Here is an 18,235-nt window from a genome sequence, read left to right as displayed (position 1 = left end):
AATCTCGTCCCCAGTTTGTGTGTTGTAAATCCGTCCGCTGTAGCTTGTATATTTAGGGGTTACAAAGTTATTGGTTGAGCGGAAAGTCACGATTTGCTCATGCTGAGGTGAGAGTAGGTCTTGTCCGACTTGAAGGTAATTTTTTGAGTCAATCCCCAATAAATGCTCCAAAGTTGGCAGCATATCGATTTGCCCACCAAAGGTATCAATGATTTTTCCTTTCTCCATACCTGGGATTACCACCATATATGGAACCCGCTGTAGCATAGCGTTGTCATAACTAGACCAGGTTTCAGAGTCTTTGCCTAGAAGTGGTGCTAGAGCTGGATTGCGGGAATTTGAAATTCCATAGTGGTCTCCGTAAAGAACAATAATTGAATTTTCATACAGCCCAGCTTCTTTAAGATAGTCAAAGAAGGCTTTGACAGCTGAGTCGAGATAGTTTGCAGTTGCAAAGTAGCCATTGATGGTTTCGTCTTTGGTATCTGCAAGCGGGAAACCAATTTCATCGCCAATCAGACTGGTCGTATAAGGATAGTGATTGGAGACGGTGATGTATTTGGCGTAGAAAGGCTGCTGTAAATGTTCCAGATACTTGATGGAATCTTTCAGCATGATCTTGTCGTTCAAGCCGTATTGGAAGGAGTTAGTCTCGTCCTGTTTGGTGAAGTAGGAGGCATCAAAGAAATAATTGTAGCCCCATTGCTTGTAGGCGGTGTTGCGGTTCCAGAAGCTGCCAGTATTTCCATGGAAAACAGCAGATGTGTAATTTCCATTTTGAGAGAGGATAAAAGGAGCTGCTTGCTGGGTATTGGTACCACCGTAATTTACCATGAAGGAGCCTTGGTTAAGACCGAATAGGCCTGTCTCTAGCATGGTTTCTGCATCGGATGTTTTTCCAGCCTTAACTTGGTTAAAGATGTTAGAAAAAGCCAAAGTTGAGTTGGAATGGTAAAGTGAGTTCAGAAAAGGCGTTACTTCGTATTCCTTGCCGTCCATCTGCAGTTTATAGTCAATTAAAAACTGTTGGAAGCTCTCTAAATGGAGATAAAATACATTGCGGCCCTTAGCAATGCCATAGTATTCAGAATTTGGCTCTGCATAATGGGATTGGATATATTGTTCAACTGGCTCCAGATCTTTGGCAGAGGCTTTAGAGCGCTCTTTATTGGCACTATAGGTTTGATTTGCACTGTAGCCTAGAAAGGCTGGCAGGCCGAGAGCTCGGACGACATAGTAATTTGAAAATCCGCGCGTCAGGAGCTCTGGACGATCAATCTCTGCTAGGAAAAGATTGGCTGAAAAGAGCATAGCTGACAGAGATGTCACGGCAAAGCTAGCCCGGATATTGAATGCACGATGATCCAAACGGATATACTTTTTATAAAAAAGCCAGCCAAGGATTGGGAAATCAATGATATAAATGGCATCCCACGGACGGAAAAGCTCCATGGCCGCTGCTCCCAGACCTGCAGAAACCTTGCTGGAGGCCAGCATGGTATTGACCGTCACAAAGTCGGTAAACTCGCGATAGTAGATGGAGTTGGAGACCAGCCAGACAAAGAGCAGCATGTAAATAGCAGTGCTGACCCAATAAAAAAGCTTGGTCGGTTTGATATAAAGAGCTAGTCCAATCAGCAAAAGTCCGATGGGAAAAGGGTTAATCAGAGCCAGAAAAATCTGGTAGGCTCCTTGAATATCTAAACTAAAATCGACAGTATAGGCCCACATGGTTTTTAACCAGTAAATCGTGAGCAAACTCAAGACGAAACCTAGCCTTGTACTCATAAAATTGAGTAAATTCTTGGTTATTTTTTTCACAGAAAGTTACTTCCTTGTCTTATTTCCTAAAAATTCTCTACCTCTAAGTATATCATAATTTTTTCAGTTGAGGAAAGATTGAGATGATTTAAGAGGTAGATTGTTTTATTTGTAAAATAATCAAGACTATAGTATTGGAATGAGGCAAGTTCTTTTTATCTGGATGTTAAAATTTCTCAAGAAAACATTTGTATTAGTGTCATTAAAAAGTTTATAAAAGATTAGATAAATACAGTGGAAAGAATGAGTAGTCTACTTACATTGGGGGATTTAATTGACAGAATGCTATTAAAATGATATTATTGTACTGAATCAATAAGTACACTTAAGTGAAGGAGAAATTTGTGGATATTATTATTAGTAATAACCGAGATAAGCCAATATATGAACAAATCATTTCTCAGATAAAAAATATGATTATGAGTGAAGAATTGGTTGCTGGAGATAGTCTTCCATCAATGAGGGCATTAGCCAAATCAATTCATGTAAGCGCTATTACAGTTCAGAGGGCATATGAAGAATTACAAAGAGATGGTTTTATTGAAACTGAAATAGGCAGAGGAACATATGTGCTGGCAAGAAACAAGGAATTTTATAAAGAGCAACAGCAGAAAAGAATAGAAGAACATCTACAGTTTGCTATTGAAGTTGCAAAAGAAAATGCAATCCCATTAGAAAAGATGATGGAGATACTAAAGATTTTGTACTTGGAGGAGGAATGACAATGACTAATATTTTGACATTGGAAAATGTGAACAAAAAATATGAGAAATCAAATTTTTCAATCAGAAACATATCCTTTTCATTGCCAGAAGGGAGCATATTAGGTTTTATTGGCGAAAATGGCTCTGGGAAATCAACTACTATGAATTGCATTTTAAATGTATTGAGAAAGGATAGTGGAAAGATTGAAATATTCGGTAAAGAGATGTCTGATGAAGATACCGATATAAGGGAAAATATTGGTGTTGTCTATGATAGTAATAATTTTCCTGAACATTTAACCGCGGAACAATTAGCTGATATCTTTGAGAAGATTTATAGCAAGTGGGATAATGCTTGTTTTGAAGAATATATGCAGCGCTTTAGTTTACCTAAATCTCAAAAAATTAAAACCTATTCAAGAGGTATGAGTATGAAGCTTGCTATTGCAGTAGCACTTTCACATGAATCTAAATTATTGATCTTAGATGAAGCGACAAGTGGACTTGATCCAATCATGAGAGATGAAATTTTAGATGTACTTCTTGAATTTGTAAAGCAAGAGAATCATTCCATTTTATTATCCTCTCATATCACTAGTGACTTAGAAAAAATTGCAGATTATATCGTATTTATTCACGACGGAGAAATTATTTTAAATAAAACAAAAGATGAACTGATATATGAATATGGGGTTATCCGTTGCTCTGAAAATGATTTTACATGCATTGCGACAGAAGATATCCTATCGTACATGAAAAAAGATTATCAGATAGATGTGCTGGTATCTGACAGAAAGCTGATGAAGAAAAAATATAAAAATCTGATAGTAGACAATGTGTCTTTGGATGAAATGATGCTGTTGATGGTGAGAGGAGAAGGAAATGAAAGGCTTGCTTAAAAATCATTATTATAAATTAGTATCAAATTTAAGGGTGCTCTTGATATTTATATTTTTGGTAGGAATCTCAATTCTAATTTTCGGCGGTAAAAATGAAATACCATTGATTAGTTTTTTATGTTTAACAGTTATTGGCTTTCCTTTTATTAGCTCGATTGGGTTAAGGAAAAATAGTAGTGGGAAGTGGAATCAATATATTTTGTCATTGCCAGTAAAAAGATGTGAGATTATAAAAAGCGTATTTATGACTCAATTCATTACAATTCTTATTGGAAGTATATTGTCAATGGGCTTGTTTTTAACGTCGTTTGCACTTCATGGCTTTGCATTTTATAGATACGTTGATGTACTTTTGCTATTTTCATTTTTTATAGGAGTTATCTTCATCATGAATGCAATTTTTTTACCGATATCCTACTTAGATTTCAATGATCGAACTGAAGCGACGAGTATCATCAGTCTATTAGCCTCAGTGACAATTATGGTTGGCTCAATAGCCGTAATCAATACGTTGTTTGAAAAACCATCAGATACCCAGTTAATTTCATTTGGTATAGCTTGTTTGCTCTTATCTAGCGTGACATTTATACTATCTTATTTTTTAACTGTCAGGATTTATTCAAAGCAGGATTGTTAATACAAATACTTAAATTTTAAATATATGTTCTTCTGCTAATTTTAATAGAAAGTGGAAATAGGAAAATTCTTTATCGAAAGTCCGCCTAATCAGGTGGCTTTTTGTTATAGCAAATAATAAAAATATGTTCCTCTTAAAGCCGATATTGGGTTAAAATAATAAATATGCTTTGAGAATTTTCACAATATTTGGTATAATAATGCTTATGAAGAAACTTACTGTTAAAAAACAGACAGAGGAAAAGTTGAGAAAAGGCATTTTAGTGTTAGATAAAAATGATTTTCCAACTCTTTCGCTCAATAATCAATGTGTGGAATTGCACAATCAGCAGGGGAAATTTTTAGGAACAGCTTATCTATCTTTGCAGAATAAGGGACTTGGTTGGCTGATTTCCTATGCTAAGGTAGAGTTGAACCTAGCTTTCTTTCAGAAGTTGTTTGAAAAGGCTAAAGATAAGCGCTTCTATTATCGCCATGCTGAGGATACAACAGCTTACCGACTGTTTAATCAAGAAGGTGATGGTTTTGGTGGTTTCACGGTTGATTTGTATGAGGAATATGCAGTTTTTTCTTGGTATAATTCCTATGTTTTTTCAATTAAGGACCAGATAGTGGCTGCTTTCCAGCAGGTCTTTCCTGAGGTTGCGGGAGCTTACGAGAAGATTCGCTTCAAGGGCTTGGACTATGAGTCTGCCCATCTCTACGGAGCAGAAGCGCCAGCCTATTTTACGGTTTTGGAGAATGGCGTTCGCTATCAAGTCTTTATGAATGATGGCCTGATGACTGGGATTTTTCTGGATCAACACGAGGTGCGGGGCAGTCTGGTTGACGGCTTAGCTAGCGGAAAAAGTCTGCTCAACATGTTCTCCTACACAGCGGCTTTCTCGGTGGCAGCTGCCATGGGTGGCGCTAGTCAGACAACTTCGGTGGATTTGGCCAAGCGCAGTCGTGAGCTTTCCCAAGCACATTTTGAAGCCAATGGCTTAGATTTGGAGCCTCATCGTTTCGTAGTTATGGATGTCTTTGATTATTTCAAATACGCCAAGCGCCATAATCTAAAATATGATGTGATTGTCCTAGATCCGCCGAGCTTTGCTCGCAATAAGAAACAGACCTTCTCTGTTGCGAAAGATTATCATCGTTTGGTGGTTCAGGCTTTGGAAATTCTGAGTCCAAAAGGAACATTGATTCTCTCGACCAACGCAGCCAATGTCTCTAAAAGTAAGTTTAAAAAAGAAATTGAAAAAGGATTTGCAGGAGTTCCTCACCGCTATCTGGCGGAATATGGTCTACCAGCAGACTTTGTATACAATAAGAAAGATGAGAATAGTAACTACCTCAAGGTATTTACTATTAAGGTGGACAAATGAAATTAGTCGTTTCAATCATGCCCAGAAGTTTAGAAGAGGCTAAAGCTATCGATCTTAGCCGCTATGATGATGCTGACATTATCGAATGGCGAGCGGACTTTTTGCCCAAAGAGAGCATTCTAAACGTTGCTCCTGCTATTTTTGAGAAATTTGCTGGGCGTGAATTACTCTTCACACTGCGGAGTCGGCAAGAAGGTGGCGAGCTTGATTTGTCAGATGATGAATATGTTGCATTAATCAAAGAAGTAGCGAGATTTTATCAGCCAGACTATGTTGACTTTGAGTATTATTCGCACAAAGATAAATTCGAAGAAATGCTTGATTTTCCCAATCTAGTCCTCAGCTATCATAATTTTGAGGAAACACCGGAAAATATGATGGAAATTTTGTCAGAATTGACAAGTTTGACACCAAAAGTGGTTAAAGTTTCTGTCATGGCTCACAATGAGCAGGATGTGCTGGACTTGATGAACTACACTCGAGGATTTAAAACCTTAAATCCTGAGCAGGACTTTGTCACGATTTCCATGGGAAAAGTTGGAAAAATCTCTCGTATAGCAGCTGATTTGACAGGCTCTATCTGGTCTTTTGCCAGTCAAGAGGTTCCATCGGCTCCTGGGCAGATTTCTTTGGCCAATATGAAGAAAATTCAGGAGATTTTGAATGAAAATTGACGGTCACACTCGCTTAGCAGCTGTAATAGCCAAACCAATTAAACATAGCATTTCTCCCTTTATTCATAATCTTGCTTATGACTTAACAGAGACCAATGCTGTCTATGTTGCTTGGGAAATTGATAGGGAAGATCTGCAGCAATCTATTGAGAATATTCGTCGATATGATATGCTGGGGGCAAATATTTCAATGCCCTATAAGCAAGAAGTCCTGCAATATTTAGATGGTATTGATCAATCAGCACAGCTGATAGATTCTGTTAATACGATTGTAAATCAGAATGGTAGTTTGATTGGCTATAATACAGACGGATATGGATTTTTCCGCAGTCTGCCTGATTTTGATGTTAAAGATAAAATCATCACCGTTTTAGGTGCTGGGGGAGCTGCGTCAGCAATTATTGGACAGGCTGCTATAGAAGGTGCAGCGAGGATTCATGCTTTTGATCGCTCTCTGACCCTTGAGCAAACGAAGGTTAAAATAGATCAATTAGCATCGAGAGTTGGGCGGGATATCTTTCTGCATGCTGTTGAAGATGAAGAGGCTTTAAAAACATCAATTTCTCAGTCGGATTTAGTTGTGAATGCCACAGGTGTAGGCATGGATGGTAAATCTCTCCCTATTCCAAGTCAATTTGTCTTCCCTGAACATATTTTAGTTGCTGATCTGACCTATAATCCCGCTGAGACTCCGTTTTTGAGATTAGCGAGAGAGCAAGGTTTGCAAACAACGAATGGTTTTGGGATGCTGTTTCATCAAGCTAAAAAAGCTTTTGAACTGATGACAGGAAAGAAAATGCCATCAGAAGAAGTTTGGGCAAGTTTACTAGAGGAAATCAAGAAATAGTCTAATAAACATAGCATTATAGTGACGAAATAGATGTCCTCTTGGTTCTTCAATGATTTGGATGTCTATTTTTTTAACGATTTAGAAGGCATTATTTGAAAATCAGCTCAAAAAATAAGTCAGCAACAAATATACAGTCTTACAAAAAACAAGCAGGATACATCTAGGAGGTACTTATGAAACTGAATGTAAATCTCCCACATCATCCCTATGATATTCTCATCGAAAAGGGGTCTTTATCTCAGGCCGGAAGTTGGTTGAGTCAGCTTTGGCAGCCTCAGAAGGTGGTCGTCGTCACGGACAATCGAGTGGCCAGACTCTATGCGGAAAAGGTCAAGCTGAGTTTGGAAGCTGCGGGTTTTGAAACCTATGTCTTTGACTTTTTGGAAGGTGAAGCTAGCAAGAACTTAAAGACGGTCAACAAGGTTTACGAGTTTCTGGTTAAGGTTGGTCTGACCCGCAGCGATGGAATCGTGGCTTTGGGCGGCGGTGTTGTCGGTGATTTGGCAGGTTTTGTCGCTTCGACCTATATGCGGGGCATTCATTTCGTGCAGATTCCGACCAGCCTGACAGCTCAAGTAGACTCCTCTATTGGCGGTAAGACAGGAGTCAATACGCCTTGGGCTAAAAACATGGTTGGCACCTTTACCCAGCCTGACGGAGTTCTGATTGACCCAGATGTCTTGCAGACCCTAGGTCGGCGTGAACTGATTGAAGGCATGGGAGAGGTGGTTAAGTACGGTCTCATTGATGACAAGGAGCTTTGGCGAGAGCTGGAGGAGATGGATGGCAGTCCGGAGTCGATTTTGGAGCATGCGGAGAGCATCATCTACCATTCCTGCAATGTCAAGCGCAAGGTTGTGGTCGAGGATGAATTGGATAATGGGGTCCGCCTCTATCTGAATTTCGGTCACACCATTGGGCATGCTATTGAGGCGACTGCAGGCTATGGCAAGGTCATGCACGGTGAAGCTGTGGCGATTGGCATGGTACAGGTTTCTCGTGTTGCTGAAAAGAAAGGCCTTATGCTAGCCGGAATCACAGAAGACATCATCCAGATGTGTCAGAAATTCGGCCTACCAGTGGAGTACCAGCCTTGGGATGAGAATGCTCTCTATCAGGCCTTGACCCATGATAAGAAGGCTAGAGGCAAGAGTATCAAGCTGGTCCTAGTACCCGAGCTAGGTTCAGCCTGCATTCATCAGATTCCGCTGGAAGAGATGAAAGAATTTCTGAAGAAATAAGTGCCAGATGGAGCCTGAGACGAAATGGGCAGTTTGGATGAAAAGCAAACGGAATGTCCAGCTCTTTCCATCCCAGAAATAGGAGAAAATGTATGAGATACTTAACAGCAGGAGAATCGCACGGACCACGTCTGACAGCTATTATTGAGGGAGTGCCGGCTGGTCTTTCTCTGACCGCTGACTATATCAATGCTGAGCTCAAGCGCCGCCAGGGTGGGTACGGCCGCGGTGCCCGCATGAAGATTGAAAGTGACCAAGTCGAGATTACGTCTGGGGTTCGGCATGGCTTGACCATGGGCAGTCCGATTACCCTCAATGTTACAAATCTGGATCACCAGAAGTGGCTGGAGATTATGAGTGCGGCGGATGTGGATGAAAAGAAAAAAGGGATGCGCAAGATTACCAAACCACGCCCTGGCCATGCGGACTTGGTTGGGGGTATGAAATACCGCTTTGACGATTTGCGAAATTCCCTGGAGCGCTCTTCTGCACGGGAAACGACCATGCGGGTGGCTGTTGGAGCAGTAGCCAAGCGCTTGCTGGAAGAAATCGGTGTAGAGGTGGCTAGTCATATCGTGACCTTTGGTGGCATTGATATTGATGTCCCGAACAATCTGACTGTAGCAGAGATCAAAGAAAGAGCTGCTCAGTCGGAGGTTTCCATTGTCAATCCAGAAAAGGAAGAGGAAATCAAGGCCTACATTGACCAGATTAAGAAAGATGGCGATACCATCGGGGGTGTCATTGAGACTGTCGTTGGCGGTGTGCCAGTCGGTCTAGGCACCTATGTCCAATGGGACAAGAAGCTGGATGCCAAGATTGCTCAGGGAGTTGTGTCCATCAATGCTTTCAAGGGAGTAGAGTTTGGTGTGGGCTTTGAAGCCGGCCGTCTCAAGGGCAGTCAAGTCATGGATGAAATCCTTTGGTCTGAGGAAGATGGCTTCACTCGCAGAACCAATAATCTAGGCGGCTTTGAGGGCGGTATGACCAATGGTCAGCCAATCGTGGTGCGAGGTGTCATGAAACCCATTCCAACTCTTTACAAGCCACTGATGAGCGTGGATATTGAGACCCACGAGCCTTATAAGGCGACAGTGGAACGGAGCGATCCTACGGCTCTGCCAGCGGCGGGTGTTGTCATGGAAAACGTGGTGGCAACAGTTTTAGCTACAGAAGTACTGGAGAAGTTCTCTTCGGACAATCTGGAAGAACTGAAGGATGCTGTAGCCCGACATCGGAAATTTGTCAAGAACTTTTAGGAAATCTCGATGCAATAACTATGCCATTAAGAACCAAGGAGTGAAAATGAAGAAAAAAAGAGTCTATATCGCAGGTCTTGGCCTGATAGGAGCTTCGTTGGCTTTGGGCATCAAGCGAGACCATCCTGAGGTTGAAATTCTCGGCTATAACCGCAGCCCGGAATCACGGCAGATTGCTCTGGACCGAGGAATAGTAGACCAAGTGACAGATGATTTTGTCTCTTTTGCCCCCTTGGCAGATGTCATCATTCTGGCGGTACCTATCAAGCAGACGATTGCTTTTCTGGAAATGATGGCTGGCCTAGAACTGAAGGAAAATGTCATCATTACTGATGCTGGCTCAACCAAGTCAGAGATTGTGGCAGCAGCAGAAAACTATCTGAAGAATAAGCCCGTCCGCTTTGTCGGTGCTCATCCCATGGCTGGTAGCCACAAGACCGGAGCTAGAGCAGCGGATGTTAATCTCTTTGAGAATGCCTATTATATCTTTACGCCTTCCAACCTGACCAAGGTGGGGACCATTGCTGAAATGGAGGATCTGTTGAGCGGTCTTCACGCTCGCTTCATCCAAGTTGATGCTGCAGAACATGACCGAGTGACTAGTCAAATCAGCCATTTTCCGCATATTCTGGCTTCCAGCCTCATGGAGCAGGCCGGGGCCTACAGCCAAAACCATGAACTGACCCAGTCCTTTGCAGCTGGGGGCTTCCGAGATATGACTCGGATTGCTGAAAGTGAGCCAGGCATGTGGACCTCTATTCTTTTGACCAATCCTGAGGCAATCTTGGAGAGGATTGAAGACTTTAAGGAGCGTTTGGATCAGGTAGCCGCGGATATTGAGTCTGGGAATGAAGATGCCATCTGGCAGTTTTTTGACCAAGGCCGGCAGATTCGCAAGTCTATGGAAATTCACAAGCGAGCTGGTGTAGATAGTTTCTATGATATCTTTATCAATGTTCCTGACGAAGAAGATGCCATCTTGGGAGTTTTGGAACGTTTAAGAGGAACCTCTATTGTCAACATTCGCATCAACGAGGAAAATCGTGAAGATATCAACGGAATCTTGCAGATTACCTTTAAAAATCGTGAAGATTTGGAAAAATCTGCTAAAATAATCAGAGAGCAAACAAATTATCAAGTCTTTTTAGACTAATCTAGAAAATGGAGAACGATTTATGGCAAATATCTATGATTTAGCAAATGAACTCAGTCGCAGCCTGCGGGAACTTCCAGAGTACAAAGCGGTTGCTGAAAGCAAAAAAGCTGTGGCCGCGGATAGCGAAGCAAAAACCATTTTAAATGAGTATCTTGCTTTTCAGCATGAATTGCAAGTGATGGCTCAAACAGGTCAAATGCCTACCAAAGAAGTTCAGGATAAAATGACCTCTTTTGGAGAAAAAATTCAGAGCAACTCAGCTTTGACGGACTTCTTCAATAAGCAACAGCAACTATCCATCTATCTTGCAGATATTGAGAAGATTATTTTTGATCCAGTTCAAGATTTGCTCAAATGAACTTAAAATCCTGGTACTCGGTACTAGGATTTTTTGGCATTATAAGGCTGAAAGTGTGTCTGAATAAGAGTTGCTTTTGAGTTATTAGTTTTAGGGTCGATTTGTCAGCAGCAGTCATCTAGCAATATATAATCTTGGCCTAGCTAGCCTTGTGTTTTCACCTTTTGAGTCATGAGTTTTCGCTTCAAACATGATATAATGTTTCTATATTTTGTTGTTGAAAAGAGACGGTATGAAATTACTCTATACGGACATTCGCAGTCCTTTGACGGCGCATTTGACTAAGCAAGCTCAAGACTTGGCAGCGGCCGGCAAGCGGGTCTTTTATATAGCTCCCAATTCGCTTTCTTTTGAAAAGGAGCGAGCAGTTTTGGAGGCATTGGAAAATCACGCGTCCTTTGCTATTACGGTGACACGTTTTGCCCAGATGGCTCGTTATTTTGTCCTCAATGATGTTCAGGAAGGACAGCCCTTAGATGACATTGGTCTAGGCATGTTATTTTATCGGATTTTATCGGAAATAGATGACTGGGAGCTCAAGGTTTATGGGCGGATTAAGAAGGATGCACAATTTATCCAGCAACTGCTAGACCTTTATCATGAGCTTCAGACAGCTCAGATGACTTTTGCGGATTTGGACCATCTAGAAGAGCCAGAGAAGCGTGAGGATTTGCTCAAGATTTTCACGGCCTTTTCGGCTGCTCTTCAGGCAGGAAATTATGATGCGACTTCTAAACTTACGATTTTCGCTCAGCATATTCTAGCTGGTGATTTGGATGGGGAATTGGCTAATCTTGCGTTGGTTGTAGATGGCTTTACTCGCTTCTCGGCAGAAGAGGAGTATCTAGTAGATTTGCTGCATCGCAAGGGAGTGGAGATTGTCATCGGCGTTTATGCTAGTCAAAAAGCCTACCGGACAGCCTTTCGTGAGGGCAATCTTTATCAGGCCAGCGTGGACTTTTTGCTCAAGCTGGCTCAAACCTATCAGGTCAAGCCAGAGTATCTGGCAGATGGTTCGAGTCAGCTTGATGATGCCTTTGGCAAGATTTCCAAGATTCTAGAGAGTCGCTATGATTTTTCTGAAACCCATGTGGAATTGACTGAGGAGGATCGGTCTCATTTACAGATTTGGTCGGTTCGCAATCAAAAAGAAGAACTGGAATATGTGGCCAAGTCCATTCGCCAGCGGCTTCATGATGGCGTCCGCTACAAGGATATCCGTCTGCTTTTGGGTGATGTGGAGGCCTACCAGCTCCAGCTGAAGACCATCTTTGACCAATATCAGATTCCCTTTTATTTGGGGCGGTCTGAGTCCATGGCCCAGCACCCTTTAGTCCAGTTTTTAGAGTCACTGGAACGGCTGAAACGCTATAATTTTCAGACAGAAGACTTGCTCAATCTTCTAAAAACCGGCCTGTATGGTGGCTTGAGTCAAGAGGAGCTGGATAGTTTTGAGCAATACCTTCGCTTTGCTGAGATTAAAGGGGCAGCCAAGCTGGGGAGAGATTTTACCATTAACCGTCAGGAAAAATTTAACCTGAAGCGGCTCAATGTCATGCGTCGGAGTCTTATAACGCCACTGCTGGATCTTTTTAAAACTCGTAGTCAGACAGTAGCTGGTCTCTTGGCTAAATTTACTAGCTTTATCAAAGAGGTTCGCTTGGATGCCAATCTGACCGGTCTACTGGAAGGAGCAAGCCAGCAGGAACTAGAACGGCAGGAGGAGGTCTGGAAGACTTTTTGCCATGTTCTAGAGCAGCTTGCGCAGGTGTTTGATGGTAGCAAGCTCAAGCTAGATGATTTTCTGGCTCTGATTCTGTCTGGTATGCTTCTGGCCAAATACCGAATGGTACCGGCGACCGTGGATGTGGTGACAGTTCAGTCCTATGATTTGATTGAGCCTATGGCTGCTCCTTATGTCTATGCCATCGGGTTGACGCAGGAGCGCTTGCCCAAGTTAGCGCAAAATAAAAGTTTGCTCAGTGACGAAGAACGTCAGAGATTAAATCAAGCAACTGGGGACGAGTCAGAGTTGCAGGTAGCCAGCAGTGAAAATCTCAAGAAAAACCGATTTGCAGCGTTATCTTTACTTAATTCAGCGACAGAAGAACTGGTTCTGTCTGCCCCCGTCTTAATCAATGAGGTAGAGGATGCCATGTCTTCCTATTTGACGGAGCTGGAAACAGCGCCTATTTCCCTACCTATCATCAGCAAGCGACCACAGGCTAGCAGTGATGATATTGGGACTTATCGGGCTTTGTTGGCGCGCGTGATTGACCTCTATCAGGAGGATATTGACCGTGAATGGACGCCGGAGGAGCAGACTTTTTGGGCGGTGGTCATCCGAGTCTTGCGTAAGAAATTGGCGGCTGAGGGAATTTCCATTCCCCAGATCAGCAAGGAGTTGAAGACGGAGACTCTCAAGGAGGAAACACTCCAAGCTCTTTATCCTAAAGAGCAGCCTTTGAAATTGTCAGCTTCTGCTCTCAATGAATACTTTAAAAACCAGTATGCCTATTTCCTTAAGTATGTCTTGCGGTTGCAGGAGGAGTGGACGATTCAGCCGGATGCTCGTAGTCACGGGATTTTCCTCCACCGAATCTTTGAAAAAGTCATGCAGGAGCACTTGGAGCAGGACTTCGACACTCGCTTGCAGCGTGCTATGGAGGAGACTAGCTGGGAGGCTGAGTTTGAAGCGGTCTATGGAGAAAATGGTGAGACCCAGTTTGCCCGCCGTTTGCTATTGGATACAGCTCAGGCTACTGGCCGTATCTTGGCTCAGTCGGATGGTCTGGAGATCATTGGTGAGGAGACTGACTTTGGTCGGGATGATCGGCCTTTCTTACTTTTGGACAATGGCAGAGCTCTTCAAGTTAGCGGCAAGGTGGACCGGATTGATCGTCTGACGGAGACGGGGAGTCTGGGAGTTGTGGATTACAAGTCGGGCGATACCAAATTCAGCTTTGAGAAGTTCTTTAATGGGCTTAATTCCCAGCTGCCGACCTACCTAGCAGCTATCCGAGGAATGGCAGAATACCAAGAAGACAAGGGAACTTTCGGAGCCATGTACCTACAGATGACGGAACCTCTAACCAGCCTCAAGGAAACTAAGGCACTGGACGAGGCTGTCAAACAGGTCATGAAAAATCAGGTCTATAAGGGACTCTTTCTGGCTGATCGAGCCAAGGACTTGGGCACTAACTATGAGAAAAGTAAGGTTAATCTGCTGACTAAGGAAGAATTAGAAGTGATTTTGGCCTACAATGCCTACCTCTATCAGCAAGCAGCAGAAGGCATTTTAGCTGGTCGTTTTGTCATCAATCCTTATACAGAAAATGGGCGCAGTATTGCCCCTTACGTGGACCAGTTTAAGGCGATTACAGGCTTTGAGGCTAATCTCCATCTGGGGCAGGCTAGACAGCTGACCAAGTTAAATCTTGAGCAGTACGAAAAACGGCCAACAGGCGAGAAGCTGCGTCAAGCTTGGCTAGAAAAAATCAAGGAGGAGTTGGAAAAATGAGACGGATTCCCTTTTTAAACGATCAGGATATCCTAGTCAAGCAGGCTGAGGAAGCTGCCTCTGACAAGCCACAAAAGCGCACACCAGAGCAGATCCAGGCCATCTACTCCTCTGGTCAGAATATTCTTGTTTCGGCTTCGGCTGGCTCTGGTAAGACCTATGTCATGGTTCAGCGGATTATTGACCAGATTCTCAGAGGTGTGGAGGTTAGCCAACTCTTTATTTCTACCTTTACTGTCAAGGCGGCAGGTGAGCTCAAGGAGCGGCTGGAGAAGGAGTTGAGCCAGGTACTCAAGGAGACTCAAGATCAGGAACTCCGCCAGCATCTGGCCCAGCAGTTGGCTGAGATTGCCAATGCGGATATTGGCACCATGGATGCCTTTACCCAGAAAGTAGTCAATAAGTACGGCTATTTGCTGGGGCTAGCACCGCATTTTCGGATTTTACAATCGGCTAGTGAGCAGCTCATGCTGCAAAATGAAGTCTTTGACCAGCTTTTCGATACCTACTATGAGAGTGATCAGCAGGAATTATTCAGTCGCTTGGTCAAAAATTTCACTGGCAAGCGCAAAGACATTGCTGGTTTCCGCCAGCAGATTTATGGTATTTATAGTTTTCTCCAGTCTACCAGCAATCCGCGGAAATGGTTGGAGGAAACCTTTCTTCTAGGTTATGAAACCAGTGATTTTGGAGCAGAGCGGGAGCGAATACTATCTGGAGCTAGGCAGTCTTTGCTGGATTTGGAAGATTTTTTCCAGAGCCATCTAGATCATGAAGGCCAAGCCTTTGCTGGCGCTAAATATCAGGAAAATGTTCAGGCAGCCTTAGATATCTTGGCTGAGCTGACAGAGCAGACCGGATCGGAGCAGTTGCTAGATTTGATTCAGCGCTTTTTAGAATTAGCCAAGACCTCTAACCATCAGGCTTTTACTGCCCGAGTCGGTAAGAATGCGGACGAACTTAAAAAAGAGCTGGCTCAGACCTATAATGAAGCCCGCAAGCCCTTGATAGAGCGAATTAAAGAGCTGGATGTCCGCCTCTATCATCTGAACTTTATGGAGCAGCATCAGGCGGAAGCTCTTCCCCTACTGGATTTGTTGCGAGATTTTGTCCGAGATTTCTCGCAAGCTTATTTGGAGCGCAAAGTAGCAGAAAATGCCTTTGAATTTGGTGATATAAGCCATTTTGCTATTGAGATTTTAGAAAAATATCCAGAGGTGCGGCGTTTTTATCAGGATAAGTACCATGAGGTGATGGTCGATGAGTACCAAGATACCAACCATACTCAGGAGCGAATGCTGGAATTGCTGGCTCGAGGAAATAATCGCTTTATGGTCGGCGACATTAAGCAGTCCATCTATCGATTTCGCCAGGCCGATCCGCAGATTTTTAACGATAAATTTAAACTCTATCAGGCCGATCCTAGTCAGGGCAAGCTGATTATTCTCAAGGAAAATTTCCGCAGTCACATCGAGGTGCTGGAAGCGACCAATGATGTCTTTAAACGGCTTATGGACGAGGAAGTCGGCGAGATTGACTACAATGAGACCCACTATTTGGTGGCGGGAAATCCAGCCAAACGGGATCCTAACCCAGCCAATCAGGCGGAATTTCTGCTTTATGACGGTAGCGCTGATAGCGAAGAAGAGGATTCTGACCAAGGTCTGCCCAGCATTTCAGCGGGTGAGGTAGCCTTGGTAATCAAGGAAATCATCCGCCTTCATAATGAAGAAGGGGTGGATTTCAAGGATATGACCTTGCTGACATCTTCGCGAACCCGCAATGATCTGATTTTGGCAGAGTTTGATCGGCATCATATCCCGATTGTGCCTGATGATGGCGAGACCAATTATCTCCAGTCGGTAGAGGTTATGGTGATGCTGGATACCTTGCGGACCATTAACAATCCTCTTAATGATTATGCCCTGACCGCTCTCCTAAAGTCGCCGATGTTTGACTTTGATGAGGACGAGTTGACTCGGCTAGCCTTGCAAGCCTCCAGTACCAAGTCTATGGAAAATCTCTACGAAAAGCTGAGGAATGCTCTGGCTGATCAAGGTCTGGAACCTCAGCTCATCCATGGTGAATTGCGCAAGAAACTGCAGCATTTTCAGACAACGCTGGATGACTGGCGCAGCTATTCCAAGACCCATTCTCTCTATGATTTAATCTGGAAGATTTATCAGGATCGTTTTTACTACGATATGGTAGGGGCTCTGCCCAACGGTGAGCAGCGTCAGGCCAATCTCTATGCCTTATCCTTGCGGGCCAATGATTATGAGAAGTCGAGTTTCAAGGGGCTGTCCCGCTTTATCAGCATGATTGACCGGATTTTGAAAAATGAGCACGATTTGGCTAGTGTACCTCTGGCTGCTCCGAAAAATGCTGTCCAGCTAATGACTATCCATAAGAGTAAGGGTCTGGAGTTTAAGTATGTCTTTCTGCTCAATATGGACAAGGCCTTCAATCGTCAGGATAGCAGCTCTGCTATTATCCTCAGTCGGAAAAAAGGCATCGGAATCAAATATGTGGCCGATGTGGCCGTTGAGGATCAGGATCCTCATGCGCCCAAGCAGATCCGCATTTCCATGGAAACCCTACCCTATCAGCAGAATGCCGAAGAACTCAAGCTGGCTAGCCTGTCTGAGCAGATGCGTCTGCTCTATGTGGCCATGACGCGGGCTGAGACCAAGCTTTATTTGGTTGGCAAGGGAAATCAAGCCAAGCTCCAAGAGCGCAAGTGGGGGACCACCCAAAATGGCCGCTTATCCAGTAGTCTCCGTAGCCAGCTGACCAATTTTCAGGATTGGCTCTATGCTATCCAGTCTGTGTTTGAGGGGGAAAATCTGGCTTATCAGACCCGCTTTGTGACCGATCAGGAGCTGACAGACGAGCAGATTGGCGTATTGAAGCAGACTGACCCCATTCCGGTAGATGATTTGACTGGCAACCGTCAGTCAGAGGATATTCGCCGGGCTCTGGATATCTTGGAGAATGTAGACCGGCTCAACAGCCTCTATCAAGCAGCTATTGAATTGCCTAGTGTCCGCACACCCAGTCAAATCAAGAAGTTCTATGAGCCGGTTATGGACTCAGAAGGGCTGGATATTATGGATGCGCCTCAAAGCTATCAGCCCGAGCTGTCTTTTGAACTACCAGACTTTGGCAAGAAGAAGCAAGTCACAGGAGCTCAAATTGGCTCTGCTGTCCATGAGCTCATGCAACGGATTTCGCTGGATCAGCCTGTCACTAAGACTAGCATTCGCCAAGCCTTGGCTCAGGTTCAGGCAGATGCGGCGGTCAAGAAAGAGATTGATTTGGCTAAGATTGAGGCCTTTTTCGCTACAGAACTGGGGCAGCTAATCCAGCAGCAGGCCGATCATCTCCATCGTGAAGCACCTTTTGCTATGCTCAAGCAGGATCCAGCCAGTGGTCAAAACTTTGTTGTTCGGGGAATCTTGGATGGCTATTTGCTCTTTGATGACCGTATTGTCCTCTTTGACTATAAGACTGACCGCTATCATGAGCCGACAGAGTTGGTGGAGCGCTACCGATCTCAACTGGATCTCTATGCCGAGGCGCTCAGTCGTTCCTATGGTCTTAGCCAAGTAGACAAGTATTTGATTCTACTGGGAGGAGCGGAGCTGCAGGTGGTCAAGGTGGATTAGTTTTGACAAAAAGTGAAAAGATTGATTAATCCTATGTTATAATTCGGATTCTATTTATAGAAAGATAGATCGTTTAAAA

The 18,235-nt window shown here is 43.7% G+C and carries 13 protein-coding genes; 12 read left to right on the top strand and 1 reads right to left on the bottom strand.

Annotation, left to right across the window (positions count from 1 at the left end; genetic code table 11):
* The coding region (locus STRDD04_RS02330) for an LTA synthase family protein (RefSeq protein ID WP_231853868.1) at positions 1–1,821 on the bottom strand (1,821 nt) is incomplete at its 3' end.
* Positions 1,822–2,165: 344 nt separating this feature from the next.
* Between STRDD04_RS02330 and STRDD04_RS02325 the strand changes: the two genes are divergently transcribed.
* From STRDD04_RS02325 to addA, 12 genes are all read left to right on the top strand, one after another.
* Positions 2,166–2,543, top strand: coding sequence for a GntR family transcriptional regulator (locus STRDD04_RS02325; RefSeq protein ID WP_062199005.1), 378 nt, complete (start codon positions 2,166–2,168; stop codon positions 2,541–2,543).
* A gap of 2 nt (positions 2,544–2,545) precedes the next feature.
* The gene (locus STRDD04_RS02320; RefSeq protein ID WP_082757326.1) at positions 2,546–3,424 is read left to right on the top strand and encodes an ABC transporter ATP-binding protein; all 879 of its coding nucleotides are present in this window, start codon (positions 2,546–2,548) and stop codon (positions 3,422–3,424) included.
* On the top strand, positions 3,408–4,061 hold the full coding sequence (locus STRDD04_RS02315; protein ID WP_062198999.1) for an ABC-2 transporter permease: 654 nt from the start codon (positions 3,408–3,410) through the stop codon (positions 4,059–4,061). Before STRDD04_RS02320 ends, STRDD04_RS02315 begins: the two co-directional genes overlap by 17 nt.
* A 205-nt stretch (positions 4,062–4,266) precedes the next feature.
* A complete protein-coding gene (locus STRDD04_RS02310) occupies positions 4,267–5,430 on the top strand; it encodes a class I SAM-dependent rRNA methyltransferase (RefSeq protein WP_062199204.1) in 1,164 nt (387 codons plus the stop codon).
* Positions 5,427–6,104 carry a type I 3-dehydroquinate dehydratase gene (gene aroD / locus STRDD04_RS02305; protein WP_037615635.1) on the top strand — a complete coding sequence of 226 codons (678 nt, stop codon included), beginning with the start codon at positions 5,427–5,429 and terminating at the stop codon, positions 6,102–6,104. Before STRDD04_RS02310 ends, aroD begins: the two co-directional genes overlap by 4 nt.
* On the top strand, positions 6,094–6,951 hold the full coding sequence (locus STRDD04_RS02300) for a shikimate dehydrogenase (protein WP_062198997.1): 858 nt from the start codon (positions 6,094–6,096) through the stop codon (positions 6,949–6,951). Before aroD ends, STRDD04_RS02300 begins: the two co-directional genes overlap by 11 nt.
* 176 nt (positions 6,952–7,127) lie before the next feature.
* A complete protein-coding gene (gene aroB / locus STRDD04_RS02295; protein ID WP_062198995.1) occupies positions 7,128–8,195 on the top strand; it encodes a 3-dehydroquinate synthase in 1,068 nt (355 codons plus the stop codon).
* 92 nt (positions 8,196–8,287) lie between these two features.
* A complete protein-coding gene (gene aroC, locus STRDD04_RS02290; protein WP_062198993.1) occupies positions 8,288–9,454 on the top strand; it encodes a chorismate synthase in 1,167 nt (388 codons plus the stop codon).
* A 46-nt stretch (positions 9,455–9,500) separates the two neighbouring features.
* Positions 9,501–10,607, top strand: a complete 1,107-nt coding sequence (locus STRDD04_RS02285; RefSeq protein WP_062198991.1) for a prephenate dehydrogenase — start codon at positions 9,501–9,503, stop codon at positions 10,605–10,607.
* 22 nt (positions 10,608–10,629) lie between these two features.
* Positions 10,630–10,968: a YlbF/YmcA family competence regulator gene (locus STRDD04_RS02280; protein WP_062198989.1), complete on the top strand. Its 339-nt coding sequence runs from the start codon at positions 10,630–10,632 to the stop codon at positions 10,966–10,968.
* A 232-nt stretch (positions 10,969–11,200) separates the two neighbouring features.
* Positions 11,201–14,488, top strand: a complete 3,288-nt coding sequence (gene rexB, locus STRDD04_RS02275; RefSeq protein WP_062198987.1) for an ATP-dependent nuclease subunit B — start codon at positions 11,201–11,203, stop codon at positions 14,486–14,488.
* Entirely contained in the window at positions 14,485–18,156 is a 3,672-nt protein-coding gene (addA, locus tag STRDD04_RS02270) for a helicase-exonuclease AddAB subunit AddA (protein WP_062198985.1), read from the top strand. Before rexB ends, addA begins: the two co-directional genes overlap by 4 nt.
* Positions 18,157–18,235 lie beyond the last annotated feature (79 nt).

It is taken from the genome of Streptococcus sp. DD04, from assembly GCF_001578725.1.
Lineage (GTDB): Bacteria > Bacillota > Bacilli > Lactobacillales > Streptococcaceae > Streptococcus > Streptococcus sinensis.
Note: the sequence above shows the minus strand (reverse complement) of the source record. Positions and strands in the feature narration are given on the sequence as shown.